The 26498-nt window shown below is 64.1% G+C and carries 29 protein-coding genes; 11 read left to right on the forward strand and 18 right to left on the reverse strand.

The features are described 5' to 3' along the window. Positions 1–27: 27 nt before the first annotated feature. The 5 genes from ACSLE4_RS01785 to ACSLE4_RS01805 all read right to left on the reverse strand — a co-directional run bounded on the left by ACSLE4_RS01785 (position 28) and on the right by ACSLE4_RS01805 (position 4811). Positions 28–1356, reverse strand: a complete 1329-nt coding sequence (locus ACSLE4_RS01785) for an FMN-binding glutamate synthase family protein (RefSeq protein ID WP_435902776.1) — start codon at positions 1354–1356, stop codon at positions 28–30. Next, a complete protein-coding gene (locus ACSLE4_RS01790; RefSeq protein ID WP_435902777.1) occupies positions 1356–2045 on the reverse strand; it encodes a protein glxC in 690 nt (229 codons plus the stop codon). The genes ACSLE4_RS01785 and ACSLE4_RS01790 overlap by 1 nt, the downstream gene beginning before the upstream one ends. A gap of 2 nt (positions 2046–2047) precedes the next feature. Continuing rightward, positions 2048–2938, reverse strand: coding sequence for a class II glutamine amidotransferase (locus ACSLE4_RS01795; protein ID WP_435902778.1), 891 nt, complete (start codon positions 2936–2938; stop codon positions 2048–2050). Between the two features lie 116 nt (positions 2939–3054). Further along, entirely contained in the window at positions 3055–3774 is a 720-nt protein-coding gene (locus ACSLE4_RS01800; RefSeq protein WP_435902779.1) for a helix-turn-helix domain-containing protein, read from the reverse strand. A gap of 86 nt (positions 3775–3860) precedes the next feature. Continuing rightward, the gene (locus ACSLE4_RS01805; RefSeq protein WP_435902780.1) at positions 3861–4811 is read right to left on the reverse strand and encodes a GlxA family transcriptional regulator; all 951 of its coding nucleotides are present in this window, start codon (positions 4809–4811) and stop codon (positions 3861–3863) included. A gap of 69 nt (positions 4812–4880) precedes the next feature. On the opposite strand from ACSLE4_RS01805, the gene ACSLE4_RS01810 reads away from it, so the two are divergent. From ACSLE4_RS01810 to ACSLE4_RS01830, 5 genes are all read left to right on the forward strand, one after another. Next, a complete protein-coding gene (locus ACSLE4_RS01810) occupies positions 4881–6131 on the forward strand; it encodes a sarcosine oxidase subunit beta family protein (protein WP_435902781.1) in 1251 nt (416 codons plus the stop codon). Positions 6132–6140: 9 nt separating this feature from the next. Continuing rightward, on the forward strand, positions 6141–6404 hold the full coding sequence (locus tag ACSLE4_RS01815; protein WP_435902782.1) for a sarcosine oxidase subunit delta: 264 nt from the start codon (positions 6141–6143) through the stop codon (positions 6402–6404). Position 6405: 1 nt separating this feature from the next. Further along, complete coding sequence (locus tag ACSLE4_RS01820; RefSeq protein WP_435902783.1) at positions 6406–9387, forward strand: sarcosine oxidase subunit alpha family protein; 2982 nt, start codon at positions 6406–6408, stop codon at positions 9385–9387. After that, on the forward strand, positions 9380–9982 hold the full coding sequence (locus ACSLE4_RS01825; RefSeq protein WP_435902784.1) for a sarcosine oxidase subunit gamma: 603 nt from the start codon (positions 9380–9382) through the stop codon (positions 9980–9982). Before ACSLE4_RS01820 ends, ACSLE4_RS01825 begins: the two co-directional genes overlap by 8 nt. Before the next feature lie 204 nt (positions 9983–10186). After that, positions 10187–10624 carry a hypothetical protein gene (locus ACSLE4_RS01830; protein ID WP_435902785.1) on the forward strand — a complete coding sequence of 146 codons (438 nt, stop codon included), beginning with the start codon at positions 10187–10189 and terminating at the stop codon, positions 10622–10624. 86 nt (positions 10625–10710) lie between these two features. Here the strand turns inward: ACSLE4_RS01830 and ACSLE4_RS01835 are convergent, their stop codons facing one another. The 5 genes from ACSLE4_RS01835 to ACSLE4_RS01855 form a co-directional block, all read right to left on the reverse strand. Further along, the gene (locus ACSLE4_RS01835; protein WP_435902786.1) at positions 10711–11328 is read right to left on the reverse strand and encodes a hypothetical protein; all 618 of its coding nucleotides are present in this window, start codon (positions 11326–11328) and stop codon (positions 10711–10713) included. Between the two features lie 161 nt (positions 11329–11489). Then, a complete protein-coding gene (locus ACSLE4_RS01840; protein ID WP_435902787.1) occupies positions 11490–11735 on the reverse strand; it encodes a hypothetical protein in 246 nt (81 codons plus the stop codon). A 17-nt stretch (positions 11736–11752) separates the two neighbouring features. Then, positions 11753–11935: a hypothetical protein gene (locus ACSLE4_RS01845; RefSeq protein WP_435902788.1), complete on the reverse strand. Its 183-nt coding sequence runs from the start codon at positions 11933–11935 to the stop codon at positions 11753–11755. Positions 11936–11953: 18 nt separating this feature from the next. After that, the gene (locus tag ACSLE4_RS01850; RefSeq protein WP_435902789.1) at positions 11954–12202 is read right to left on the reverse strand and encodes a hypothetical protein; all 249 of its coding nucleotides are present in this window, start codon (positions 12200–12202) and stop codon (positions 11954–11956) included. Beyond that, a complete protein-coding gene (locus ACSLE4_RS01855; RefSeq protein WP_435902790.1) occupies positions 12199–13485 on the reverse strand; it encodes a DEAD/DEAH box helicase in 1287 nt (428 codons plus the stop codon). The genes ACSLE4_RS01850 and ACSLE4_RS01855 overlap by 4 nt, the downstream gene beginning before the upstream one ends. A 370-nt stretch (positions 13486–13855) precedes the next feature. Between ACSLE4_RS01855 and ybaL the strand changes: the two genes are divergently transcribed. From ybaL to ACSLE4_RS01870, 3 genes are all read left to right on the forward strand, one after another. Beyond that, the gene (ybaL, locus tag ACSLE4_RS01860; RefSeq protein ID WP_435902802.1) at positions 13856–15616 is read left to right on the forward strand and encodes a YbaL family putative K(+) efflux transporter; all 1761 of its coding nucleotides are present in this window, start codon (positions 13856–13858) and stop codon (positions 15614–15616) included. A gap of 104 nt (positions 15617–15720) precedes the next feature. Further along, positions 15721–16248 (forward strand): hypothetical protein, encoded by a 528-nt coding sequence (locus ACSLE4_RS01865; protein ID WP_435902791.1) that lies wholly within the window; start codon positions 15721–15723, stop codon positions 16246–16248. A gap of 98 nt (positions 16249–16346) precedes the next feature. Then, entirely contained in the window at positions 16347–16496 is a 150-nt protein-coding gene (locus tag ACSLE4_RS01870; protein ID WP_435902792.1) for a hypothetical protein, read from the forward strand. 6 nt (positions 16497–16502) lie between these two features. On the opposite strand, the gene ACSLE4_RS01875 is transcribed toward ACSLE4_RS01870, so the two are convergent. Genes ACSLE4_RS01875 through adh form a run of 3 tightly spaced genes read right to left on the reverse strand, consistent with a single transcriptional unit; the run spans position 16503 to position 19159 of the window. Then, positions 16503–16865 (reverse strand): DUF779 domain-containing protein, encoded by a 363-nt coding sequence (locus ACSLE4_RS01875; protein ID WP_435902793.1) that lies wholly within the window; start codon positions 16863–16865, stop codon positions 16503–16505. Next, the gene (locus ACSLE4_RS01880; RefSeq protein ID WP_435902794.1) at positions 16855–17631 is read right to left on the reverse strand and encodes a phosphatase PAP2 family protein; all 777 of its coding nucleotides are present in this window, start codon (positions 17629–17631) and stop codon (positions 16855–16857) included. The genes ACSLE4_RS01875 and ACSLE4_RS01880 overlap by 11 nt, the downstream gene beginning before the upstream one ends. Before the next feature lie 7 nt (positions 17632–17638). Beyond that, positions 17639–19159, reverse strand: coding sequence for an aldehyde dehydrogenase (adh, locus tag ACSLE4_RS01885; RefSeq protein WP_435902795.1), 1521 nt, complete (start codon positions 19157–19159; stop codon positions 17639–17641). Between the two features lie 401 nt (positions 19160–19560). Here adh and ACSLE4_RS01890 point away from each other — a divergent pair, with 401 nt between their 5' ends. Together ACSLE4_RS01890 and ACSLE4_RS01895 are read left to right on the forward strand one after the other, a co-directional pair. Further along, complete coding sequence (locus ACSLE4_RS01890) at positions 19561–20739, forward strand: FIST N-terminal domain-containing protein (protein ID WP_435902803.1); 1179 nt, start codon at positions 19561–19563, stop codon at positions 20737–20739. A gap of 3 nt (positions 20740–20742) precedes the next feature. Beyond that, complete coding sequence (locus tag ACSLE4_RS01895) at positions 20743–22134, forward strand: ATP-binding response regulator (RefSeq protein ID WP_435902796.1); 1392 nt, start codon at positions 20743–20745, stop codon at positions 22132–22134. Here the strand turns inward: ACSLE4_RS01895 and ACSLE4_RS01900 are convergent. Further along, the gene (locus ACSLE4_RS01900; protein WP_435902797.1) at positions 22131–22808 is read right to left on the reverse strand and encodes a response regulator; all 678 of its coding nucleotides are present in this window, start codon (positions 22806–22808) and stop codon (positions 22131–22133) included. The genes ACSLE4_RS01895 and ACSLE4_RS01900 overlap by 4 nt on opposite strands. A 194-nt stretch (positions 22809–23002) precedes the next feature. Here ACSLE4_RS01900 and ACSLE4_RS01905 point away from each other — a divergent pair, with 194 nt between their 5' ends. After that, positions 23003–23200: a hypothetical protein gene (locus tag ACSLE4_RS01905; RefSeq protein ID WP_435902798.1), complete on the forward strand. Its 198-nt coding sequence runs from the start codon at positions 23003–23005 to the stop codon at positions 23198–23200. A gap of 3 nt (positions 23201–23203) precedes the next feature. On the opposite strand, the gene ACSLE4_RS01910 is transcribed toward ACSLE4_RS01905, so the two are convergent. The 4 genes from ACSLE4_RS01910 to ACSLE4_RS01925 all read right to left on the reverse strand — a co-directional run bounded on the left by ACSLE4_RS01910 (position 23204) and on the right by ACSLE4_RS01925 (position 26282). Then, on the reverse strand, positions 23204–24202 hold the full coding sequence (locus ACSLE4_RS01910) for a zinc-dependent alcohol dehydrogenase family protein (RefSeq protein ID WP_435902804.1): 999 nt from the start codon (positions 24200–24202) through the stop codon (positions 23204–23206). 110 nt (positions 24203–24312) lie between these two features. Next, a complete protein-coding gene (locus tag ACSLE4_RS01915) occupies positions 24313–24753 on the reverse strand; it encodes an Ivy family c-type lysozyme inhibitor (protein WP_435902799.1) in 441 nt (146 codons plus the stop codon). 127 nt (positions 24754–24880) lie between these two features. Continuing rightward, positions 24881–25507, reverse strand: coding sequence for a hypothetical protein (locus tag ACSLE4_RS01920; RefSeq protein ID WP_435902800.1), 627 nt, complete (start codon positions 25505–25507; stop codon positions 24881–24883). 430 nt (positions 25508–25937) lie between these two features. After that, positions 25938–26282 (reverse strand): cupin domain-containing protein, encoded by a 345-nt coding sequence (locus tag ACSLE4_RS01925; protein ID WP_435902801.1) that lies wholly within the window; start codon positions 26280–26282, stop codon positions 25938–25940. Between the last annotated feature and the right edge of the window lie 216 nt (positions 26283–26498).

Here is a 26498-nt window from a genome sequence, read left to right on the forward strand (position 1 = left end):
TGCTCTTAGGCGTGCTTCCTGCGCGCCTTACTCATATGTTTTCGATCCTGGAATCCATTCGGTGCCGGCCAGCGGCACTTTCGCCATCGCCGCGGCCTCGACCGTCAGCGCGACGAGATCCTCCGGCTCCAGATTATGGACGTGGCTCTTGCCGCAGGCGCGCGCGATGGTCTGTGCCTCGAGCGTCATGACGGCGAGATAGTTGGCGAGGCGGCGTCCGGCGAGCTGCGGATCGAGCCGTGCCGAAAGCGTCGGGTCCTGCGTGTTGATGCCCGCGGGATCCTGGCCCTCGTGCCAGTCGTCATAGGCGCCGGCCGTGGTGCCGAGCTTTTGATAGTGCTCCTCGAGCGCCGGATCGTTGTCGCCGATGGCGACCAGCGCCGCGGTGCCGATCGACACCGCGTCGGCACCCAGCGCCAGAGCCTTGGCTGCGTCGGCGCCGTTGCGGATGCCGCCGGAGACGATGAGCTGCACCTTGCGATGCATGCCGAGGTCTTGCAGCGCCTGCACCGCCGGACGAATGGCGCCCAGGATCGGCAGTCCCACATGCTCGATGAACACTTCTTGGGTCGCCGCCGTGCCGCCTTGCATGCCGTCCAGCACAACCACGTCGGCGCCGGACTTGATGGCGAGCGCCGTGTCGTAATAGGGCCGCGAGGCGCCGACCTTGATGTAGATGGGCTTCTGCCAGTCGGTGATCTCGCGCAGCTCTTGGATCTTGATCTCGAGATCGTCCGGCCCGGTCCAATCCGGATGGCGGCAGGCCGAGCGCTGGTCGATGCCCTTGGGCAGCGTGCGCATTTCGGCCACCCGGTCGGAGATCTTCTGCCCCAACAGCATGCCGCCGCCGCCGGGCTTGGCGCCCTGGCCGATGACGATTTCGATGGCGTCGGCGCGGCGCAGATCGTCGGGGTTCATGCCGTAGCGCGAGGGGAGCAGCTGATAGACGAGGATGGTGGAGTGGCCTCGTTCCTCTTCGGTCATGCCACCGTCGCCCGTGGTGGTCGAGGTGCCCATCTGACTCGCGCCGCGGCCCAAAGCCTCCTTGGCTTGCGCCGACAGCGAGCCGAAGCTCATACCGGCGATGGTGATCGGAATCTTCAAATGTATCGGCTTCTGGGCGAAGCGCGTACCGAGCCACACATCAGTGGCGCATTTTTCGCGATAGCCTTCGAGCGGATAACGGCTCATGGAGGCGCCGAGAAACAGAAGATCGTCGAAGTGCGGGACCTTGCGCTTCGCTCCCCCGCCGCGGATATCGTAGATGCCGCTGGCTGCGGCGCGGCGGATTTCCGACAGGCTATAATCGTCGAACGTCGCAGACTTGCGTGGCGTCGTCCTCGGCGTCGCGTCCATCAATACTCTCCTGCGTGATCGACGTTGAAAGTGTAGAGCGTACGGGCGGAGCCGTAACGCTTGAATTCGGATGGATCGACCCCGCCGTCGAGGCCCGCCTGGGTGAGCACGTCATGCACGGCGGCCTTATGCTCGTCACGCATCTCCTTCTCGATGCAGTCGGCGCCGAGACTCTTGACCGAGCCACGCACGAAGAGGCGTGCCTCGTAGATGGAATCGCCGAGCGAGTCGCCGGCGTCGCCAAGCACAACGAGGTTGCCGGTCTGCGCCATGAACGCGCTCATATGGCCCACCGACCCCTTCACCACGATATCGATGCCTTTCATGGAGATGCCGCAGCGCGACGAGGCATTGCCGTCGATGCGAAGCAGACCCCCGCGCCCGGTAGCGCCCGCCGCTTGGCTGGCATCGCCCGAGACATGCACGAAGCCGCTCATCATGTTCTCCGCCACGCCGACGCCGGCGCTGCCATGTACGAGCACAGTCGCAAGTTTGTTCATGCCCGCGCAGTAATAGCCGACGGACCCGTTGATCTCGACAGTGACCGGCACGTTGAGCCCCGCCGCGATGGCGTGCCCCCCGGCTGGATGCTCGATGACCCAATGCCGCTCGTTGGTCTCGGGCGTAAGTTGGTGCAGCGCCGCGTTGAGTTCTCTCAATGGCGTGACGCTAAGGTCGATATCCGGCATGTCTAGCGTTCCCAAAAGTAGACGGTGGCAGGCTCGGGCTCCCAGACGCGCGCGTTCTCGATGCCCGGCAGATTGGCGAGCACCCGATATTCGGAGCCGAAGGCCACATATTGATCGGTCTCGGCCATGACGGCCGGCTTGCACGCGATGCCGTCGCGCAGCACCCCGAAGCCGTTCTCGGTGCCGACCACGAAGGTGTAGAAGCCGTCGAGATCGTCCAGGCTCACTTTCAGCGCATCGCCGAGCGAAAGCCCTTCGCGCATGCGCCAGCTGAGATAGCCGGCGGCTACCTCCGTATCGTTCTCGGTCTCGAATTCGAGCCCCTCGCGGCGCAGCGAACGGCGCAGATTGTTGTGGTTCGACAGCGAGCCGTTATGCACCAGGCACTGGTCCTGGCCGGTAGAGTAGGGATGGGCGCCGTCCGTGGTCACCGCGGATTCCGTGGCCATGCGCGTGTGGCCGATCGCATGGGTTCCGCGCATTCCGGAAAGCCCGAACCGTTCCGCCACCTTTTCCGGCAGACCGACTTCCTTGAAGATTTCCATGCGGTGTCCCCGGCCGACGATCTCGGTGTCCGGGCGCTCGCGCGCGAGCCACTCTTCCAGCCGCGCAACGTCTTGGTCGGGCACTGCCACCACCGCATGGGTATCGTGCAAGGTGGCGTGCGCGCCCGGGAAGGCGCTCTCGACCTCGGCCGCCGTGCCCTCGATCGACGAGGCCGAGGGGCCGCGTAAGGTCAGCTTGATCTGCCCGGCCTCGCCGGCGCCATAGACGGCGAAACCGGCGCTATCGGGCCCGCGGTCCGACATGGTTGCCAGCATGCCTGCCGTCAGGCGGCCCAATTCGGGCTCGAGGGCGGGATCCTTGAGAAACAGTCCGACAATGCCACACATGCGAAGAAAAGCTCCAGGTTAAGCGCCGTTCACCATGCTACGGCGCGCTTGGGTTCGTCAACCCACATGAAATAAAGTTTCCTTTGGGGAAAGTCCAGAGGAGCGCGCAAAAAGATCTAGGAGCGCGGATAGATGATGATCGACAGGTAGGTCATGGGCCGCTCGACAAGCTCTTCCGGGCCGTGCGGCGCTGCGGCGTCGAAGAACAGCGCATCCCCAGGCCCCATGGGGTAGAGCTTGTCGGCGTGGCGGTAGATCACCTGGCCCGAGAGCATGTAGATGAACTCCATGCCGTCATGCTGGAACTGCGTGTAGGGGTTCGCATCCTCGCTCAAGGTGATGAAATAGGGCTCGACCACGATGTCGCCCGACAGCGTATGTCCCAGGAGCTCGTAATGGTGCCCAGCCTTGGTGCCGCGCCGCTCGATCAGCACGCCTTGGCCCGCCCGCACATAGGAGCAGTCCCGCCGGTCCTCGAAATCGGCGAAGAAGCTGGTCATCGGCACATTGAGGGCGCGGGCCAGCGCCCGCAAGGTGGAGAGCGATGGCGAGGTGCCGCCGTTCTCGATCTTTGAGAGCATGCCAGGCGATAGTCCCGCTTGCGCCGCGAGATCCGTGGCCGTGAGCTGCAAACGCTGGCGAAGCAGCCGCACCCGGCGGCCGATGGAGACTTCAAGATTCAGCTCGCCGGTGGTGGGAGCGTTTGAGCCGGTGGCGTATTCGGCTTCCGGCGGCGTTTCGGCGGCCGCCTTGCCCGGCTTGGGACGCACCGCTGCCGTCTTCTCCCGCGAAAGAGCGCGCGCCCGAAGCTCCTTTGAAGTCAGCCGTGAGGCCATCAGCCCTCCCGATCCCGACATCTCATTGCGAGCAGTTCGCGGGATTGCAACAAACCTAGCACCAAAGTTTTCAGGCGCGCGACCATTTACGCGTTACCCCTTGTGCGGCTCGGTGGTTCGCCGAAAGTCTGGCCGTAAGCGCGGGAAAACTGGCTCGCCGAGGAAAAGCCGGTGGCAAGCGCCACATCGAGAACGGGAAGCGACGTCTCGCGCAAGAGCTGGCGCGCGCGTTCGAGCCGGAGCCAGCGGTAATGCTGGTGGATACCGTGGCCCACATGGGCATGGAATAGCCGCTCCAGCTGTCTTAGCGAGATGCCCGCCTGCTCTGCCAGCTCGACGCGCGGCAAGGGCTGCTCGAGATTCATCTCCATGACGCCCAGCACGCGCAGCAACTTCTCATCGGCGACGCCGAGCCGGTAGCGCAAGTCCAGCCGCTGCGGGCCGTAGCCCTCCCGGATGTGCGTGTGCAGAAACCAATCGCCGACGGCGGCCGCAAGCTGCCGGCCGTGATCGCGTTCGATCAGCGCCACCATCATGTCGAGCGCCGAGATGCCGCCAGAGCAGGTGATTCGGTTGCCGTCGATCTCGAACAGCGACGGCACCACGGTGACGTCGGGAAAGGCCTCACGAAAGGCTGGCATGTGCTCCCAATGCAGTGTTGCGCGGCGGTCGTCGAGCAGCCCCGCCAGCGCCAGGATGTAAGGCCCGCCTGAGATGCCGCCGAGGATCGTACCCTTTCGTGCAAGTCGTCTTAGCCAGGCGAAGCTCGTCTTGTCGTTGAACGTTGCTGGGTTTCCGCCCGCGCAGACAAACAGCATGTCGGCGGGCCGCTCGCTGCGCGTTCCGCAGTCGGGAATAATCGCGACGCCGTTCGAGGCGGTGACGGGCTCGCCCGAAGGGGCCGCATGCCACCAGCGATAGAGCGTCTGTCCCGAGAGCAGGTTGGCCGCGCGCAAGGGCTCGATGGCCGCGGTGTAGGACATTAGCGCGAAGCCCGGCACCAAAAGAAAGCCAACCGTCCTGAGATTTTCGCTCATGGCGGAAACGGTCAAACAAGCGACGCAAAATGTCAATCCTGACGCGGGAAGCCGCTAGAAACTCGGACCATGCGCTACTCGCTTGGCAGCCTTCTGACCAACGCTTTGACCGGCAACCGGAACTGGAAGCCGGTCTGGCGCGAGCCTGAGCCTAAGCCCCAATACGACGTGGTGATCGTCGGCGGCGGCGGCCATGGGCTCGCTACGGCGCATTATCTCGCCAAGCAGCACGGCATCACCAACGTGGCGGTGATCGAGAAATCCTATATCGGCTCCGGCAATGTCGGCCGCAACACCACCATCGTCCGCTCCAACTATCTGCTTCCCGGCAACGAGCCCTTCTACGAATGGTCGATGAAGCTCTGGGAGGGCTTGGAGCAGGACATCAACTACAACGCCATGGTCAGCCAGCGTGGCGTGCTCAACGTCTTTCACTCCGATCCTCAGCGCGATGCCTTCGTTCGGCGCGGCAATGCGATGCGTCTGCACGGCGCCGACGCCGAGCTGCTCGACCGCGAGCAGGTGAGAAAGCTGGTACCCTACATCGATTTCGACAATGCACGCTTCCCCGTACGCGGCGGGCTGTATCAACCGCGCGGCGGTACGGTGCGCCACGATGCGGTCGCGTGGGGTTATGCGCGCTCTGCCGATTCACACGGCGTGGACATCATCCAGAACTGCGCGGTCACCGGCTTCCGCATCGATGACGGCCACATCGTTGGGGTCGAGACCGAGAAAGGCTTCATCGGCGCCAAGAAAGTGGCGCTCTCGGTCGCCGGCAGTTCCAGCCGCGTCGCCGAGATGGCAGGCTTGCGCCTTCCCATCGAGGCGCATGTGCTCCAAGCCTTCGTAACCGAAGGCATCAAGCCGCTGCTCGACACGGTGATCACCTTCGGCGCGGGACATTTCTATTGCAGCCAATCCGACAAAGGCGGCCTCGTCTTCGGCGGCGACATCGACGGCTACAACACCTATGCCCAGCGCGGGAACCTGCCGGTTGTCGAGGATGTCGCCGAAGGCGGCATGGCGCTGATGCCGATCATCGGGCGTTTGCGCCTGTTGCGGTCCTGGGGCGGCCTGCTCGACATGAGCATGGACGGCTCGCCCATCATCGACACCACGCCCGTCGACGGCCTCTATCTCAATGCCGGTTGGTGCTATGGCGGCTTCAAGGCCACGCCCGCTGCCGGCTGGTGCTTCGCCCATCTCATCGCCACCGGCGAACCTCACCCTTATGCCGCCGCCTACCGTCTCGATCGTTTCGGCCTCGGCCGCGTCATCGACGAAAAGGGCATGGGCGCGCAACCGAACCTGCACTGAGGCAAGACCATGCGTATCAAATGTCCTTATTGCGGTGAGCGCGCGCTGGAGGAGTTCTCCTATCGCGGCGATGCGACCGTGAAGCGGCCCGAGAGCCTCGAGCCGTCGGCGACGGAGGCTTGGGTCGACTATGTCTATTTCCGCGATAATCCCGCAGGCCTTCACAAGGAGCATTGGCATCACAGCGCCGGCTGTCATGCCTGGCTCGAAGTGACGCGCGATACGCGCACCCACGAGATCATGGATGTCGCCTTCGCCGGGAAGGGGCGCTGACATGGCCCCGCCGCAAGTCAATCGCCTGCGCGACAAGGGTCTCGTCGACCGTAAGAAGGTGCTCGGCTTCAACTTCGACGGCACGCGGCTCACCGGGCACCCAGGCGACACGCTGGCCTCGGCGCTGCTCGCCAATGGCGTACGCCTCGTCGCCCGCTCGTTCAAATATCACCGCCCGCGCGGAATACTCACCGCCGGCTCCGAGGAGCCGAACGCGCTTGTCGAATCGCGCACGAATGCGCGGCGCGAGCCCAACACGCGCGCCACCACTGTCGAGCTCTACGACGGGCTGAATGCCGCGAGCCAAAATCGCTGGCCGTCCCTCAAATACGATCTTCTCTCGGTGAACCAGCTCGCTTCGCCCATTTTCGGCGCGGGCTTCTACTACAAGACCTTCATGTGGCCCGCCTCCTTCTGGGAGAAGGTCTACGAGCCCTTGATTCGCCGGGCCGCGGGTCTCGGACGCGCTGCCTCGGCCGCTGATCCCGACCACTACGAGAAGTCGAATGCATTTTGCGACGTGCTGGTGATCGGCGGCGGCGCGGCCGGCCTCTCCGCTGCTTTGTCCGCTGCCAAGGCGGGCGCCCGCGTCATTCTCTGCGACGAAGATTTCCGTCTCGGTGGCCGGCTCCTGGCCGAGCGCGACCAGATCGACGGCAGGCCCGCCCATGAATGGGCAAGAGCGGCGGAAACCGAGCTCGAAAGTCTGCCTGACTGCCAGGTCCTGCGCCGCACCTCCGTGTTCGGCGTCTATGACGGCGGCACCTACGCCGCCATCGAGCGGGTCAACGATCACCGGCCTGTGCCGCCGGCCCATGAGCCGCGCCAGCGCCTGTGGCGAATCGTAGCCAAGCGCGCCGTCCTGTGCGCCGGTGCCTTTGAGCGGCCCATCCTCTTCGGCGATAACGACCGCCCCGGCGTCATGCTGGCGGGCGCCGTGCGCGCTTACGTGAACCGGTTCGGCGCGGCCCCCGGCCGTCACGCGGTGATCTTCGGCGACAATGACGATGCCTTTCGCACCGCGGCCGATCTCGCCGATGCCGGCATCGCTGTGAATGCTCTGGTCGATGCGCGTCGCGAACCGTCCGAGGCCGTGCAGGCCATCGCCGAGGCGGCGCGTGCGCCGTATTTCGCAGCGGCATCGATCGGCAGCGTGCGCGGCGCACACGGCATCAAGTCGGTTCTGGTCAACGATGCGAAGGGCGCCACGGAGCAATTCGATTGCGACGTGCTCGCCATGTCCGGCGGTTGGAACCCGGCGCTCAACCTCAGCACTCATCTCAGTGGCAAGCCGGTCTGGGACCATACGCTGTCTTGCCTGGTGCCCGGCGATCTGCCGCCCGGCATGCGCGTGGCCGGCGCGGCGTCCGGCGAGTTTTCGCTTGCGTCCTGTTTGGCAAGCGGGGAGGCGGCGGGTGCCGATGCTGCGCGTAATTGCGGCTTCTCTCCCTCGGCGCTTCGCCGTCCCGCGCCAAAGGAGGAGGCGGTCCCCGCGACGCCGACCTGGCAAGTGGAGAAGAGCCGCGGCAAGGTCTTCGTCGATTTTCAGAACGACGTGGCCGCGTCCGACGTGAAGCTCGCGACCCGCGAAGGCTTCCGCGTTCCCGAGCACGTCAAGCGGTACACGACGCTCGGCATGGCCACCGACCAGGGCAAGACGTCGAACCTGAACGCCGCCGCGCTCATTGCCGCGCAGACGGGCCGCTATGTGGGCGCCGTGGGCACCACTACCTTCCGCCCGCCCTATACGCCCGTCTCTATCGCCGCGCTCGCCGGCCATCATCGCGGGGCCGATTTCCGTCCGACACGCCTGCCGCCCTCCCATGCCTTCGCCAAGGAGCAGGGCGCCGTCTTCGTCGAGGTGGGCGCCTGGATGCGAGCGCTCATCTTCCCCAAGCCCGGCGAGCGCCCGCAGCAGACCGTCAATCGCGAAGTGGAGAACACCCGCACCAATGTCGGCGTGTGCGACGTCTCCACCCTCGGCAAGATCGACGTGCAGGGCGCCGACGCCGGTACCTTCCTCGACCGGGTCTACATCAACGGCTTCGCCAAACTCGCCGTGGGCAAGGCTCGCTACGGGCTCATGCTGCGCGAGGACGGTTTCGCCATGGACGACGGCACCACCGCGCGCCTCGCCGACGACCACTACTACATGACCACGACCACGGCGAACGCCCTCAAGGTGAGCCAGCATCTGGAATATTGCCAGCAGGTGCTGTGGCCCGAGCTCGACGTGCAGACCGTGTCCGTCACCGAGCAATGGGCGCAATACGCCGTCGCCGGTCCCAAGTCGCGAAAGGTCGTCGAGGCACTGCTCGATCCGGGGCAGGATATTTCCAACGAAGCCTTCCCCTATATGGCCTGCGGCGAGTTCGCTTTCTGCGGCGGCGTGAAGGGGCGGCTGTTCCGGCTCTCATTCTCCGGCGAGCTCGCCTTTGAGGTGGCGGTGCCGGCGCGCTACGGCGATGCCATGATCCGCGCGATTATCGAAGCGGGTGCGCCGCACGGCATCGCGCCTTACGGCACCGAGCCGCTTGGCGTCATGCGCATCGAGAAGGGGCATGCCGCGGGACCTGAGCTCAACGGCCAGACCACGGCGCACGATCTTGGGCTCGGCCGGATGGCGTCGAAGAAGAAGGACTTCATCGGCCGCTTCATGGGCGAGCGCGAAGCTCTCACCGAAGCCGAGCGCGCTTCGCTCGTGGGCCTGAAGCCGCTCGATAGGGCGGCGCGCATTCCCGCCGGCGCGCATCTCGTGCCGAAGGGAGCGGATGTCGTGGCCGCCAACGATCAGGGCTACGTCACCTCCATGGCCTATTCGCCGGAGCTCGGTACCTGGATTGCGCTCGCCATGTTGTCCAATGGTCCTGAGCGCCACGGCGAGGTTGTGAAGGTCTGCGATCCGTTGCGTAACACCGAGATGCTGGCCGAAGTCTGCGGACCCTGCTTCGTTGATCCGGAAGGGGGGCGCCTCCGTGTCTAAGCTCGCCTCTCTCTCCGCTTTTCATGGCCTCGCCACGCCCGGCCGTTATGGCAAGGCGGACGGCGACGCAGGCGTGACGGTCGCCGAGCGCACCGATCTCGGTCTCGCCTCTGTCGAGACGCGCAAAGGCCAGGACGAGGCTCTGAACGCGGCCGTGCGCGAGGCCTATGGCCTGGACCTGCCCGAGGCCTCGATCGTGACCCAGGGCAAGGACATCAGCTTTATTGGCACGGGGCCGGGCCAGTGGCTCGCCGTCTCCGCGATGCTTCACAACGAAGCGCTAGCCGAGGATCTCGCCGACAAGCTGAAGGGCCTTGCGTCGGTCTCGGATCAGAGCAGCGGGCGGGCCGTGGTTCGCTTGAGCGGTCCGCGCGTCCGCGACGTGCTCGCCAAGGGATTGGCCATCGACCTCGACCCCCGCGTCTTTCCGGCTGGAGGCGCGGCCACCAGCACGCTTTCGCATATGGGTGTGCTCGTTTGGCGAGAGGGCGACGAGCAAGCCTACGACATCGCCTTGTTCCGCAGCGTGGCGGCGAGCTTCTGGCGCTGGCTCGACGGGAGCGCCGCCGAATATGGTTACGAGGTGGCGAGCTAGGAAAAAAGAAGCCCCGCCGCTAGGCAGGCTGCCAGGCAAATAAGCCTTGCAACCTTCGGTTTGGTTTGGGCGTTGGAACGCTGTAGGATAAATCTTCCCGTTTCTCGCGGGACAATGGAGCATGTGCCCCAAAGCGGCATCGGCCAGCCGCAGGCAAATCGTCAAGAGAGCGCGGCCGCCAGCTCTCCACAGAGAGATCCGACGATGATCCGTCATGCGATTGCCGCGTTCGCGCTGGGCGCCGTGGCGAGCGGTCCTGCCGTTGCGGCCGATGCCGACCAACCCACGCGCATGGGCGAGGACAAAGAAAAGACCGTCTATGTGCAGCTCATCGTGAAGGCGTGCCGCGGCGTGGAGACGCCGCTTCAGCCTATCAACCAGGGCAAGGTTTACGACGACGAGAAGCCGCTGACGTTGGAAGAGCGCAAGACCTTGCTCGTCGCCACGGGTTGCATCGACGTGCCCGTGCCAATGGAGTTTCTCGCCGACGCCATGTCGCCCACCGCCTGTATGGGCCACGGCGGCTACCTCGCCGCCATGCAGTTCCTCCAGCAGCGGCAGGATCTGCACGAGTTCCCGGCCGTGGGCGCCTGGCAATGCGTCATCAGCGATCACGAGGTGATTGGCGCTTCCACCATGTAAGGCTTCGCTGCGCGCGTTGTATTCGCTCATCAAAAAGGCAGGAAGATCGCTCTCCCTGCCTTTTGTCGTTTTGCGCTGTGAAGCGTCTAAGAGATTTTGACGTTGACGATCGAGGCGCGCGTTACCTCGAGCACGATCATGTCGCCGACCTCCAGCGCATCGAAGCCTTGCACGCTCGGCGGCACATAGATGGTGCGCGTCTTGCCGCCCGTGCCGGCGAAGGTCACGGTACGCTTGCGCTTGTTGAGCGCGGCGATCGTCTCGGTGATCTCGATGGTTTCGAGATTGGCCACACCGCCTGAAGGCGTCAGGTTCGTCCAGTCCTGCTCGGCCACGGTCGGCGCGTCGAGGCCCATGTCGGAGGTCTCGTTTGCCTCGAATCCGTCCTGCGCGGCCGCGGGCGGGCCGTCGGCTTTGCGTAGGGCCACGGCGACTTCCTGGCTGTACTGGATCGTGACATTTTCTTTCAGCTTGATCTTCGTGATGTCCTTTACGTCGGGGCTGATCACGCCGACGACCGTGTTGCCGCCTGGACCGACCACCATGAGCACGCGCTCGGGCACTATGATTTCCTCAACGGTGCCGGTCATCGTAATGGTCCCGGCGTCTTCCTCGATGGGAACCTGCGCACGGACATCGTCGATGAACAGCATCGCGATGCCGAGCGCCATCAACCCCTTCACAGTGGCGAAGAGAACCTGCATGAACTTTCCTCCCAGACGGTATGTGCCTTGAATGGCGGCTAAGACGGCTTCTGAAAACGCTGCCGCTACCCTGCGCGGCCGGAGCCACACTATAGTCGAGGCCCAGGCCTAGGGAACTATCCCGCAGGCGCCATGAAGCCAATTTTTGAGGGTCTAAGCGGCTAAGAGGCGGCGCTGGCCTTGGCCTTGCGCGCTCGGGCCAGAGATTTTATGCGCGCGCGCCGGTTGCCGGACATCGCGGCAATCTTCTGGTCTTGGTCCTCGATAATGGTACGCGCCGGCGCGTCGCCGTCCAGGCCGCCGAGCTCGATGGCCGGCACCTTGCGGTTCGAAGTTTGCGTACCGTCCTCGTAGACCACGTCGAATAGGACGTAGCCGCTCGGGCGTGCCTGTTGTTTCCGCGCCATGACGCTCCAACCTCCGGCTAGGCTTCGTCCGTGCTCGTTTCGGCGGCCTCGCCGGCCTCTTCCGTCTCGGGGTCTTCGCCCCGCTCGGCCTTGCGTTTGGCGGCTTCATCTTGCAGGCGCTTCAGCTTCTCTTGCTTCTTCTGCGCCTTGGCCCGGCTGCGCTCGGCCTTCTGGAAATTGTAGTTGGGTTTGAATGCCATCTCTCGGGGCCTCCGTGTTTAGGTTTGCTTCGACCGGCGCACCTTGGAGCGCTTCCGGGGGGTCGCCGGCGCGGCATCGGCGGCCTCCTGTTCGGCCGCCTCCTTGGCCAAGCGAAGCTCGCGCAAGCGCGTGGTTTTCAGGGTCATGGCATCTTGCGCCTGCTGCTGCTCCTGCTTGAAGCTTTCCTGGCGCTTTCGGCTCTGACTCAGGATCGTCTCGGCATTGCGCCGGGCCGCTGACATGCGTGAGGGGGAGGACTTGCTCATATAGGAGCCTCCATACGGCGGTGGTTGGATGATTTACCGGTGGAAGGGGCCGCGCCGTTCGGACGGCGGCCGCGAAAACGCCGGCGCCGTCTGGCGGGCTTGCTTGCAGGCGTGCTGCGCTCAAATCCAGTGGCAGGCGCGTTGCTCGTTTCGGCGAGACGATGCTCGGCGATGTCGACGTTCGTACTCATCAGCCGTTCGATGGCCTTGAGATAGGGCCGCTCGCTGTTATCGCACAGCGACAAGGCGATGCCTTGCGCGCCGGCGCGGGCCGTGCGGCCGATGCGGTGCACGTAGCTTTCCGGCTCGTTCGGCAACTCGTAGTTGATAACGTGGGAGATGCCCGGAACGTCGATGCCCCGCGCGGCAATGTCGGTGGCGACCAGCACGCGCACCTTGCCGGAGCGGAATCCGTTGAGCGTGCGCACGCGTGCGTTCTGGGCCTTGTTTCCGTGCAGGGCTTCGGCGGTCAGGCCGTTCTGCACGAGATGGCGGCAAACCCGGTCGGCGCCGCGCTTGGTGCGCGTAAACACGATCGCTTGGCCCATCTCTTGGGCCTTGAGCAGGTCGGTCAGCAACGTCCGCTTGTCCTGCGCGCCCACGAAGTAGACGCTTTGCGCCACGCGGTCGACTGCAACCTTGCTCCGCGAGATGTCGATGCGCACCGGAGCGCGCAAGATGTCCTGCGCGAGCTTGGCGATCGACGGCGGCATGGTGGCCGAGAACAGCAGCGTTTGGCGGTCCTTACTACAGGCGGCCACGATTTTGCGCACATCATGGATGAAGCCCATGTCCAGCATCCGGTCGGCCTCGTCGAGAACGAGGATCTGGACCTTGTCGAGCCGCACATGGCGCTGATTACAGAGGTCGAGCAGGCGGCCCGGTGTGGCGATCAAGATATCCACGCCCGCTTTCAGCGCCTTGACCTGCTGACCTTGGCCGACGCCGCCGAAGATCACGGCCGAACGCAGCTTCAGATGGCGCCCATAAGCGTTGATCCGGTCGCCGATCTGGCCGGCGAGTTCCCGTGTCGGCGCCAGGATGAGCGCCCGCGGGGCGCCCGGTAGACGCGGTGTGGCGTCCAGAAAGAGGTTGTGCAGCAAGGGCAGGGCGAAGGCCGCGGTCTTGCCGGAGCCGGTCTCGGCGACGCCGAGCAGATCCTTGCCCTCGGTTAGAAGGGGAATCGCCTGAACCTGAATGGGGGTCGGCGTTTGATAGTTTTCGGCCTTAAGCGCAAGCCGCAACGGCTCGGCCAGGCCGAGCGAATCGAAAGAAGGTGTCAAGCAATGTTCCTTGGACGTCCGGCCACGGGCGCATAGACGTGCGGTGCCGTGAGGACGCTTGCCTCACCCCACGCGCTGTCTGGGGGCAGACGAAAATCGGGAAATTGTCTCGGGATGAGGCGCCGCAAAAAGGTGTGGCAGCTTCGCGCGATCGCGAGCAATCAGTGTAGCCGCAACATGGAGATGCGGCCTTGAACTGTCAAGGAGAGATGCCGAACGGCGTTAAATGCCGCAGGAAAGGGTTTCCGCAACCCTATCGGCGGGCCCTTGCTGGACGGGAGGGATTGCCGCCGTCACAATTCATTGTCACCCTAAGGGACAACGGGGTTCGCCGTCGCGAACGATCTCCAGCAGAAGGCCTTACTTGACGATGCTGCACGTGCCGCCGCTCGTTTCGACCCTGACGATTGGCCTCGTGCTCGCCTTCAGCCTCGGCCTCCTTGCCCATCGCCTGAAATTGCCGCCCTTGGTCGGTTATCTGATCGCGGGCGTGGCCATCGGCTTCGCGCCCGGGGTGGGCGCCGATCAGAACATCGCCAACCAGTTGGCCGAGGTCGGCGTCATCCTCTTGCTGTTCGGCGTAGGGCTCCATTTTTCGGTGCAAGACCTCCTATCCGTCCGCGCTATCGCCATTTCCGGCGCCGTGGTGCAGGGGCTCATTGCCTTGCCGCTCGGCATGGCTGTCGGTTGGGGGCTAGGCTGGAGCCCCGCCGCCGGCCTCATCTACGGCCTGGCCCTGTCGGTGGCGAGCACCGTGGTCCTGCTGCGCATGTTGCAAGAGCGCCGCCTGGTCGACACCGAGCGTGGCAAGATCACCGTCGGCTGGCTGATCGTCCAGGACATCGCCATGGTGCTCGCTCTGGTGCTGCTGCCGGCCATCACCGGCCTGTTCGAGGGCGAGGCGCCCCCCGACACGGGCGCCATGCTGCGCCAGGTGGCCGAGGTCATCGGCAAGCTCGTCATCTTCTCCGTGGCCATGTTGCTCGTTGGCAAGAAGCTGATCCCCATGCTTCTGCACTACGTGGCCCATACCGGCAGCCGGGAGCTGTTCCGATTAGCGGTGTTGTCCATCGCCCTCGGCTTCGCCTTCCTGGCCGCGGAGCTGTTTGGCGTCTCCCTGGCGCTCGGTGCCTTCTTCGCCGGCATGATGCTGAGCGAGTCCCAGTTGAGCCAACAGGCCGCCACGGAGTCGCTACCCTTGCGCGACGCCTTCGCGGTGCTGTTCTTCGTCTCCGTCGGCATGCTGTTCCATCCGGCAATCATGGCCGACGCCCCGCTCGCTGTGATCGCCACGGTGCTGATCATCATCGTGGCCAAGTCGGTCGCAGCCTATCTCGTGGTGCGCGTATTCGGGTACACGCGCGACGCGGCGTTCGTGATCTCCGCGTCGCTGGCGCAGATCGGCGAGTTCTCCTTCATCCTGGCAAGCCTGGGCATGCGGCTCGGCGTGCTTCCGAGCGAGGGGCGCGACCTCATCATCGCCGGCGCCATCATCTCTATCCTGCTCAACCCCATCCTATTCGCCGCGCTTGATGCCTATTTTGCCCGTCGGGAGAGGGCGGCGGCAGAAGCGGCGGACGCTGCTCCGAAAGACGAGATCGCGTCCGAAGAGGAACAGGCGACGCCGACGCGCGAGCCGATCCGCCCCACGGCCCTCACGGATCACGTCGTGCTGGTCGGCCATGGACGGGTCGGCAAGTTCATCTCCAAGGCGCTGCGCGAGCGCGGCACGCCGCTCTACGTCATCGAGGACAATGCCGACGACGTAGCTGATCTTAAGGAGCACGGCATTGAGGCGTTGAACGGCAATGGCGCCGACCCGGAGGTCATTCAGTCCGCCAATCTCCCCGAAGCGCGCTGCCTGCTCGTCGCCATTCCCGATGCCTTCGAAGGTGGCCAGGTGGTGCAGCAGGCCCGCGCCATCAATGCCATCTTCCCGATTATCGCCCGCGCGCACTCGGAAGAGGAGATCGACCATCTCATCAAGCTCGGCGCAAATCTCGTGGTCATGGGCGAGCATGAGATTGCCAAGGCGATGATTGGCGACGTCGGCGGTGTTCCCTCGCCGACCAAGTCTGACGGAGAAACCCCGAACCAACCTGTCGTGGTCGAGATCAGCGGATCCACCTAGGAAAAGCCCGGAACTTCCGCGGCCATACCGCGTTTGACGTGCGTCATCCAAGCCTGTCTCGAATCGGCTACGCTTACGCAAAAATGTCGCGGAGGACTGAAGCCATGCCGCACAATTCGGCTCGAAAATTGAAGCGCTTGCTCGTCTGCGCGCCTGTTCTGCTGTTGTTGCCGGCCGCGGCGGCAGCCGAAAGCGAGAGCATCGGTCCTTGGGAGATCGAGGCGGTCTACAAGAACGACGAATTCGACCGCTGCGCCATCAGCCGAACCCTTGACGACGATATCGCCGTCACCTTCGTGCGGACCGGGGAGGGGCTGTCGCTCATGCTCTCCTCGCCAAATTGGAAGCTCGAGACTGGCAAGAACTATCCCGTCACCATGACGCTCGGTGGGCAAAGCTGGGACCGGCAAGTCGCCGCCGAGGCAAGCTCGGTGTCCATGGACGTGGGCGATGCGAAATTTGTCTCCGGCTTGCGCGCGTCGAATGCCCTCAATGTCGTGGCCGCCGGCGCCACCATCCAGGTCCCGCTCGATGGAAGTTCGGCCGCGTTCGCCCGTCTCGAACAATGCGTCGAGAAAAATGAAAAGGCGGTCGAAACAAACCCTTTTGTGGCCCCGGCGCGTCGGCCATAGCCGGCGGGCCGGAGGGCGAAGCCCCGAAGTGCACGCAAGAAGCGGAAGCCACGCCGAAAGCTGAGACGACCGGCGCGCTCGCCATAGCGACCGACGATGTGCCGCCGCCGCCCGAGGCGAAACCCGAAGGTGGTCCGGTCGATCCGGCGGCCAAACCGACCCCCAAGAAGACGAAGTCTGCCAGTAAGTCCGCCAAGCGCGCTTTCAAGCGCGAGGTCGGCCGTCTGCGCCGCTTCTTCAGCGACTAGAAGGCCTTAGCCCTCGCCCGCCAGCGCGTTCGCCTCTTCGTCGGTGAACACGCGGCTGCGCGTCAGAAAGCGCAACCCTTCCGGCGCTTCCAATGAGAAACCCGAGCCGCGCCCCGGCACCACGTCGATGATGAGTTGCGTGTGCTTCCAATAGTCGAACTGGTCGGCGCTCATATAAAAGGGACTGCCCCCGATCTCGCCGAGATGCACGTCGCTGCCTCCGACCTTGAACTCGTTCGCCGGGTAGCACATCGGCGCGGAGCCGTCGCAGCACCCACCCGACTGATGAAACATCAGCGGCCCATGCTGTCTCTTCAGCGTCTCGATGAGATCGAGCGCCGCGTCCGTCGCCAGAACCCTATCGACCATTGGTCCGGTCTCCTTCGTCAAGCGCGTCGTGTGCGGCGGGACCGATTGTACCGCGCTCTTGCAGCCAATGGAAAACCGTCCAGCAGATCGCGGCCCAGGCCGCTCCGAGGCACCAGCCGGCCAGCACGTCCGTCGGGTAATGCACCCCGAGATAGACGCGGGTGAGACCGACGATCACGGTGATGAAGATGGCAAGCCCGAGGAAGAACACTTTCAGCCGTCGGGAGTCGTGCATACTGGCGAGGAGTGCGCCGATCGTGAGATAGGTTACGGCGGAGAGCATGGCGTGACCGCTTGGAAAGCTCGGAGTGAAGACCTGGGCCGCGTGGGCCACGAGGTCGGGGCGCGGCCGGTCGAAGCTGTGCTTCAGCGCGTTGCTCAGCAACATCCCGCCCAAGACGGACGCGAGCACCCATAGGGCCGCCTCCGAGCGCTTGACGAGAAGCAAATAAGCAATTGCCGCCACGACCACGATGCCGAGCACCGCGTAGCTGCCGAGCGCGGTGACGTCGCGGGCTGCTTCCTCCAGCCACGCCGGGCCGAGCGGATCGGCATGGTCGGCCGGATTGCGCAAGGAGAGAAGGATCGTCCGGTCGAACCAGGTGGTGTCGCCTTCGAAGACCTCTTCGGCGATCTCGCCGAAGACCAGAACAAGCAGCCCGGCGAGGAAGAGCCCGCCGAGCAGCCAAAGCTCTGGCCGATTGCGCCAGACCCAGTGAAAAAGGCCTCTCGGGTCCTTGGCGCCTTCGCCGCTCTCCTTGGTCACGCCGCTCCTAGAAAAACCCGAGCGCTTTGGGGCTGTAGCTCACCAGCACATTCTTGGTTTGCTGGTAGTGGTCGAGCATCATCTTGTGGTTCTCGCGCCCGATGCCCGACTTCTTATAGCCGCCGAAGGCCGCACCCGCCGGATAGAGGTGGTAGCAATTGGTCCACACCCGTCCTGCCTGGATACCGCGGCCGAAGCGATAGGCCCGGTTGATATCGCGGGTCCACACGCCCGAACCAAGCCCGTAAAGCGTGTCGTTGGCGATCTCGAGCGCCTCTTCCTCGTCCTCGAAGGTGGTGACCGACAGCACGGGGCCGAAGATCTCTTCCTGGAAGATGCGCATCTTGTTGTGGCCCTCGAACACCGTGGGCTTCACGTAGTAGCCCTCGGCGAGATCGCCTTCGAGCACGTTGCGCTCGCCACCGGTCAGCACCTTGGCGCCTTCCTTCTGGCCGATATCGATATAGGAGAGGATCTTCTCCAACTGATCGTTAGAGGCCTGCGCGCCGATCATTGTGCTGGCCTCAAGCGGGTTGCCCTGCTTGATCTTGTTGACCCGGTCGATGGCCCTCTCGATGAAGCGATCGTAGATCGACTTCTGTACCAGAGCGCGTGACGGGCACGTGCACACCTCGCCCTGGTTCAACGCGAACATGGCGAAGCCTTCGAGCGCTTTGTCGAAGAAGGCGTCGTCCTCCGCCATGATGTCGTCGAAGAAAATGTTCGGCGACTTGCCGCCAAGCTCGAGCGTCACCGGGATCAGGTTCTCGGACGCGTACTGCATGATGAGGCGGCCGGTGGTGGTCTCGCCGGTGAACGCGATCTTGGCGATGCGCTTGTTCTGGGCGAGCGGCTTGCCGGCTTCGACGCCGAAGCCGTTGACCACGTTCAGCACGCCGGCCGGCAGGATGTCGCCGATGACGTCCATCAGTACCATGATCGACATAGGCGTCTGTTCGGCAGGTTTCAGCACGACGCAATTGCCTGCCGCGAGCGCCGGCGCCAGCTTCCAGCAGGCCATCAGGATCGGGAAGTTCCACGGAATGATCTGGCCGACCACGCCCAGCGGCTCGTGGTAGTGATAGGCGATCGTGTCGTGATCGATCTCGCCGAGGCTTCCTTCCTGCGCGCGGATGCAAGCCGCGAAGTAACGGAAATGGTCGATGGCCAGCGGAATGTCGGCCATGCGGGTCTCGCGGATCGGCTTGCCGTTGTCGATGGTCTCCACTGTCGCCAGCAGCACCAGGTTCTCCTGCATGCGGTCGGCGATCTTGTTGAGCAGCGTGGCGCGCTCGGTCGGCGACGTCCTGCCCCACGCATCTTTTGCCTTGTGGGCGGCGTCGAGCGCCAGCTCGATATCGGCCGCCTGTGAGCGCGCGATCTGGCAGACCGGCTTGCCGGTGACTGGGCTGATATTGTCGAAGTAGCGGCCGTCGGCGGGCGCGACCCAGTCGCCGCCGATGAAGTTGTCGTAGCGGGATCGTAAGGCGACCTGCGAGTTCAAAGTCTCGATGACCTGGTGAAGCATGGGAACCTCCCTAAACGCTAGGCTTATTGGCTTATTTTCGCCGATTTCCGAGCTCTGTCCGCGCCCCTAGAACGAGGGCCGGTATGCCCTGAAACAGCGTGTTCTTGGCTCGCGGGTGAGCCTATGCGGAGCGCGTATCGGGGGAAATTGTACTTTGGACTAAAGGGTGAGGGAAAGAAAAAGCAAAAGAAAAAGCCGCCCCGGAAGGGGCGGTTTGAGTTGGGATTAGGAGTTTTTGTGTTTCGTGCCGCGCGGCTGCCAATTACGCAGGCTATCGAGGTGAATTGCAGGGTGGTATTCTACTTTGGATCAATGGCACGAAGTGCCCCCCCAAATTTCGCCGGTCTGCTGACCTGAATCAGAAAAAAACGCAAAGTGTTTGGGGTCGTGGGAGAAAATGCGTGCAGCGCGGGGCTCGAGCAAAGCGTCATGCCTGCGGTGTCCAAACAGCTTGGACAAGCGCGGATTCGTCAGAGGCTGCCGTCTCTGAGCTTGCCCAAGTCATCGATCGGGCGAATCTCGGCCAACTCCTGGTTTTTTTCTCGCAGCGCTACGCGGCGGAGGCGCTAAGCGAGGCTTTTTCCCAATTTTTCGAAGGCGTTCCTATCGCCGGCTGCAGCACGTCCGGGGAAATTACCCCCGCGGGCTTCAGCGAAGGCAGCGTTCTCGTGGTGGCGTTCCCTAAGAATGTCTTCAACTTCGTCAGCGGGATCATCCCCGATGTGCGCGGCCTCACCGTGGAGAGGGGGACAGAGGCCGTGCGATCCTTGAGGGCCGGACTCGATCGTCTTGGCGGGGGCCGCTACGCAAATCGTTTCGCCGTGTCGCTCATCGACGGTCTGTCCAATGGTGAGGAGGTCATCGTATCGGCGATCGCCTGGGCGCTCGACGACATTCCGCTGGTCGGCGGGTCAGCCGGCGACGACCTTGCGCTGACGGGAACGAGCCTTCTCCATGACGGAAGGGTCTATCACGACGCGGCATTGCTACTGCTCGTTGAGACCAATCATCCTGTGCGCAGCTTCAACCACGATCACTTCGAGCCCACCGGCACGAAGCTGGTGGTAACCGCGTCGGACGCGGAAAGCCGAACAGTGTTCGAGCTCAATGCGGAACCGGCGGCCCTTGAATATGCACACTCCGTCGGTGTGGAGCCGAGTTCCTTGGCGCCCATGAGTTTCGCCGCGCATCCGGTTATCGTGCGTATCGGCGGTGACTATTATTGCCGGTCGATTCAGCGTGTGAACCCAGACAATTCGCTCTCCTTCTTCTGTGCGATCGATGACGGCGTTGTGCTCACGGTTGCCGAACCCAGGGACATGGTGAAGTCCATGGCCGCGGAACTCGAACGGCTGGATGCGGCGATCGGCGGCGTTGATCTCGTGCTCGGATTCGAGTGCGTTCTCCGGAGGCTCGATGCTGAGAACCGGCAGGTGAAGCATATGATCAGCGACCTTTACCAGCGTTACCACGTCGCCGGGTTTCATACCTACGGTGAGCAGTTCAACGCGATGCACCTGAACCAGACCTTTACCGGCGTCGCCATCGGCCATCAGCCGAATGCCGGCCTGGGGACATGAAGCATGTCGATTCCGTGGGGAAAGGGCGAGCCTTCGGCGGAGGATGATCCGGCCGCGCTGACGCGGCGGCTGGACAAGCTTCGCAAGATAAACGCGGTTCTGATGGACCGGGTCGAGCGGTCCATGGACCAGCAGGGCAACGCGTTCTCGCTGTTCCAGACTGCGATTGGATTGGAAGCAAAGGTTCGCTCGCGCACGGAGGAACTGACCTCCGTCTTGCGCCGGCTCGAAGGTTCCAACGAGGCCTTGGTCGTCGCCAAAGACGAGGCTGAGCGTGCCAATCTCAGTAAGACGCGCTTTCTGGCCGCCGCCAGCCACGACCTGTTGCAGCCGCTCAACGCCGCTCGACTCTCGATCTCCGTGCTTTCGGAGCTGCAGGCTACTGACGACGCGCGATCTCTCGCGGGCCAGATCGACCAGTCGCTTCAGACGATTGAGGATCTCATCAAGACGCTCCTCGACATTTCTAAGCTGGACGCAGGGGTGGTGAAGCCGGAGGTGCGGGCGTTTCCGTTGGACGATGTGCTGTCGGTACTTGCGGCGAGCTTCGCGGCGCAAGCTGCCGCCAAGGGGCTCAAGCTCAAAGTGCGCCCCTGCGGGCTGCTTGTGCGAAGCGACCCCATGTTGCTCTTGCGGGTGCTGCAGAACCTCGTGTCCAACGCCGTGCGTTACACGGACGCGGGCGGCGTCCTTGTCGGCGTACGCAAGCGAGGGACGCAGTGCTTCATCGACGTCGTCGACACTGGAAGCGGCATTTCGGAAAACGAGCGCGACACGATCTTCGAGGAGTTCTATCGAGGGGCGGCGGCGGCCGGAGGCACGCATACGGGTCTCGGGCTCGGACTTGCCATCGTGCAACGCACGGTGCTGGCTCTCGGCCATTCACTTATCGTCAAGTCCGAGATCGGCAAAGGTTCGACCTTCCGGCTCGAGCTGCGGCATGTGGGCGCCGTGGCGCGCGGGGCGCATGCTGCGGCGGAGGAGCCCGAGGGTCCCCAGACGGCGACCGGCGCCATAGTGCTTCTTATCGAGAACGATCACGATGTTCGGGAGGCTACGGCGCGGCTGCTCGAACGCTGGTCGTGCCGGACCCTCATGGCCCACGGGCTGAAGGACATCGCGCCGCTCTTGGCGGAACTGAAACGTCCGCCGGATGTCGTTCTGGCCGACTACCATCTCGACGAGGGCGAGACGGGGCTCATGGCCTTAGAAGAACTGCGTCGGCTCTCCGGTCGTGAAATTCCGGCCGTGGTGCTTACCGCGGACCATAGCACTACGGTCGCCGCCGCCGTCCTCGCGGCCGGCTGTGAGCTGATGCACAAGCCGATCAAGCCTGCCGAGCTTCGCGCGCTCGTGACTCATCTTATGGCGCGGCAGGGTAGCGCGCGGGTCTAGTTGCGGGGTTGCGCGGAGTCGCCGCCGAGGATCGTCTCGAAGTCGAGTTGCGCCGTCTCGATCACTGCCTGCGTGCGGCTCACCACGTTGAGTTTGCGCAAGATTTCCGACACATGCGCCTTCACCGTGGTCTCGCTGACGCCAAGCTCGTGAGCGATTTGCTTGTTCAATCGGCCGAGCCGGAGCAGGTGGAGAACGCGCAACTGCGCCGGTGTCAGCTCTGCCAGGCGCGTGGCGATGTCGCTTGAACCCGGCGCCGCGCAAGGCCCCTGCAGATGCGGCGCCAAGTCATCTGGTACGAACACCGACCCGCTCAGCACTTCGGAAAGCGCCTTCGCCAGCGTCGACTTGTCGACGGATTTGGGCACGAAACCGGCGGCGCCGAGCCGGATCGCCTCGTGGACGATCCTTGGGTCGTCCAGACCGGACACGATCATGATCGGGATGCGCGGGAATGACGAGCGCAACAGAACCAATCCTTCGAAACCGGAAGTGCCGGGCAAGGAGAGATCGAGCAGAATGATCTCGATCCCGGTTCCGCCGCGAATGGCATCGCGGGCCGCCTCGATGCTGCCCGCTTCGAAGATCTCGGCGTCGGCGAACGCGAACTTGATCGCGCTGCGCAGCGCCTCGCGGAACATCGGGTGGTCGTCAACGATCAGGATTCTGGTCATTTTAGCCGCCGGCCGGTCGTGGCCGCTCCCGACCGTGGAAAGGCCCAAAAAAACCTTATGCCGCAATCCTCCAATAGTATTAGGTCGATTGCGGCGTGCTGATGGAGTCTCACGCACCCCGCTCGGCTCGCACACGGAACCGGCGCTGCGGGCCCCGCGTTTCGCGTTCGAAACTGTGACCTGGAGGAGCTTCCATGGCTGAAGGCACCCGCCACGCGGGGACGAATCCAATCCTCGTCGTTCTTCTTGTTGCCGCCCTGATCGGTCTCGGCGTGCTCGGTTATCTCTATTACCGGCAGCAGCAAGAGGTGGTGAAAATCGACGTGCCCGGATTCGAAGGCTCGATCACCAAGGGCGACGGTGTCGATATCGAGGTCGGCAAGGACAAATAGCACTCAAGGGATGAGCACCGCGGCGCCGGTTAGCTGGCCCGCGCGCAAATCGTCGAGCGCAGTGTTGGCCTCTCCGAGCTTCATCGGTACGACCGTGGTCTTCACCGGCACCTTCGGCGCGAGCGCAAGGAACTCCCGCGCGTCGTCGCGGGTGAGATTGGCCACCGAACGGATCACGCGCTCTTCCCACAAGATGTCATAGGGAAATTGCGGGATGTCGCTCATATGGATGCCGCCGCAAACCACGACGCCGCCTTTGCGAAGTGCGCGCAACGCCGGCGGCACCAGCGGGCCGACCGGGGCGAAGATGATCGCAGCGTCCAGCACCTCCGGCGGCGCCTCGTCGGAGCCTCCGGCCCATACCGCCCCCAGTGTCCGTGCGAAGTCTTGGGCCTTCGTATCGCCGGGGCTGGTGAAGGCGTAGATATCGCACCCTTGGTGGCGCGCCACCTGCGCAACGATATGTGCCGCCGCGCCGAAGCCGTAAATGCCGAGCCGCTTGGTTTCACCTTGCAGCGCGTCGTCTGCCATCTTCAGGGAGCGATAGCCGATCAGTCCGGCACACAATAGCGGAGCGGCTTCCGCGTCCGTGTAGCCCTCCGGTAGCGTGAAGCAATAGCGCGCGTCCGCCACCGTGTAGCCGGCATAGCCCCCGTCGATCTGATAGCCGGTGAAGCGCGGGTGATCGCAGAGATTCTCGCGGCCCTCACGGCAATAACGGCAGGTGCCGTCCGTGTAGCCGAGCCACGGCACGCCGACACGCTCTCCGATGGCGAACCCTGCTACGCCAGGACCCAACCCCTCTACGCGTCCGACGATCTCATGGCCCAACACCAGCGGAAGCTTGGGCTCGCCCAGCTCCCCGTCATGGATGTGCAAATCCGTGCTGCAAACCCCGCACGCCAGGACCTTGAGCAGGATTTGATCCGGGCCAGGGTCCGGCCTGGGGAGCGTGGCCATCTTGAGCGGGGTCCCCGCCCGCTCCAAAACCATAGCCTGCATTGTCTGCGGCACGGCGTGTTCGCCCTATTGCACGCCGCTCAAGATGGCGCATGTGGGGAGCCTCCGATTGGGCGACCCTAGCACGGTAATTCACGGCAAAAAGCGCGGCCCTATTTACGCAATGCACCCGTAATTGCGTCCTGGATTCGCTCGCTCGGCCGCCCCAGCCAAGTAATGCCAGCGGCCGGCGTCGCCAGCATCGCCCAGGCGTCGCGTCCTTCCGGCGCGAACAGCACGTAGAGCTGGCTGTTCTCGCAGTCATTGGGTTTGCAGGTGAAGCCGAGCGTATAGACCTCGCCATCGAGCGGCACGGGGATGGTCGGCACCGGCGGGCCGTCCAGCGTGGCAGTGTATTCCTTGACCCAATCGGGCGGCGTTTCGCCGGACACCATGAGCTGCCAAGCATAAATGTATTTCGGCACCTTCAGAAGCTCGCCCAGGACGGGCCCCTTGCTGGCCTCGCCCGCGGGCGTTGTGGCCGCTCCCTGACTGAGCCCGGGCACGGCCGGCAGCATGGCCAGCAGAAACGCAAACGATAGGCGCGCAATCATGGATTGCTCCGTCATTCTTCAGGTGTACCGAGGAGGCGCGAGCCTCGAAGGATGGTGCCGGTCGAGTCAAGCGCCCCTCGCGGGGCGTGTTCCCGCGGCGCCTCAGGAAGACGAGTTTTGTGAGAGTTTAATGACGGACGAGGGGCCAGCCTTGGGCGGGACGCTTTAGCGCGGCCACCGGCGCGTCCGTCGTCTGTTCGTAGGCGCCGGAAGGCTTAGCCGTCCCGCGCGCGTCGAGCTGACGTGCCGGGGCGGGTACCGAGGCAGCCCACAGCGCTTTGAACGCATGGGCCGCGCGCAGCGCGGCCTCGGGCGCCGTCTCCAACAGGGCGAGTGCGTTGCGCTTGTCCGCGTCCCGGCGCATGGCATCGCCGGACCAGCCCATATAGTCGCCGTAGGCGGCCTGCTCATGGGCGTCCAGCAGGCGCGGATTGCGAGCCCAGCGGATCAGCGCGGCGCTGTCGGCTTCGGGACTGAGCGTGGTCAGTGTGGCGTAGAGCTGATGGAGATCCTGCTCGGGCTCGAGCTTGGCAAGGATGACTCTTGCCTGGATGCCGGCCTCGGCCAGAGCGTCTTTCATCAGACTGAGGACTTGCGCGGGCGCGGACGCCGCGGAGCGCAGAATTAGCGTGCAGGATGCCGGGGTGTTCGTCTCACGGACCCGCTCGACAAAGCGCGACATCGCTTCCAGATGCCGGTCGAGATCAGCCTGCCTGAAATTCTTTGACCCTTCCAAACTGGCCACAACGCGCATGGCTCCCCCTTGCATCTCGCGGATCTGGCTGCCGGGCAAATGCGGAAAACCCTAGCTATGCCCCTGTCCCGAGGAGCATGGCCGGAGCAGGTTAAAGAAGGCTTGATTGCCGTCCATTTTCTGGAAGGCCACAGGTTTTACTTCCGCAAGGGGTTGCCCGCGCCTCCTCATCTCGGGGGGTTTTGCCGGTAAGGGCGAGTCCGTCCTCAAAGCTCGGATGAGCCGGCGCTCCCAAAGGCTCATTCATTGCTATTGAAGAGGGCAAATGTGACCGGTCTGGGACGCGGTGAGTGAAGCGCCGCAGCGGCGTGAGATACTTAGCAGGCGCGCGAACAAATGGCGGCGGCTAGAGTCCAAGGAGCCACCGCCATTGGCATCGAGGTGCTCTTCTTGCACTCGTCCGCAGCTTTCCGGGCGAGAGCCGCCTGCGTCAGCGCGGTTCGTCGCGGCCATGAACCTGGGCCGGAGGCGACGTCGCCTCGACCGCGGTGAAGGGCTCCAAAATCGTATATTTGTGCGAGGCGCCTTCGGGAACGAGCCAGGAATCTCCGGGCGAGAGGTTGATGGCCTGGCCCTCGATCTCGAGTTTGGCGCGACCCGATATGACGAAGCCGACCGTCTCGTAGTTGCGCTTGGAAAACCCTTTATGCGCGTCCGCCGATTCCTGGACCCAAAGGCGCATGGAAACGCTCTTGCCCGAGGCCAGATAGCGCTGGCCCATATCGCCTTTTGGGGACGTATCGGCTTCGACCTTCTTGACCGTGGTATCTGACATCGGGTCCTCCCTTGCGGCTTACAGTCTTCCGGCTCGATGTCCGGCTGTGTTGGCACAACGATCTGCCCGGCGATTTTGATCCCGGACGAGCGAGAAGGGCTCGGAATTGGCCAAAAATGCCCGTCCGACCAAAAGAGAAAAATTTCTGGAACCGATTTTTGGGTCGCGCGTTTGCATTTCGGACCTGGCGCGGCGCGCACCCCCTCTACCCCATCC

The sequence above is a fragment of the Methyloceanibacter sp. genome, from assembly GCF_051306395.1.
In the GTDB taxonomy this organism is placed as follows: Bacteria; Pseudomonadota; Alphaproteobacteria; order Rhizobiales; family Methyloligellaceae; genus Methyloceanibacter.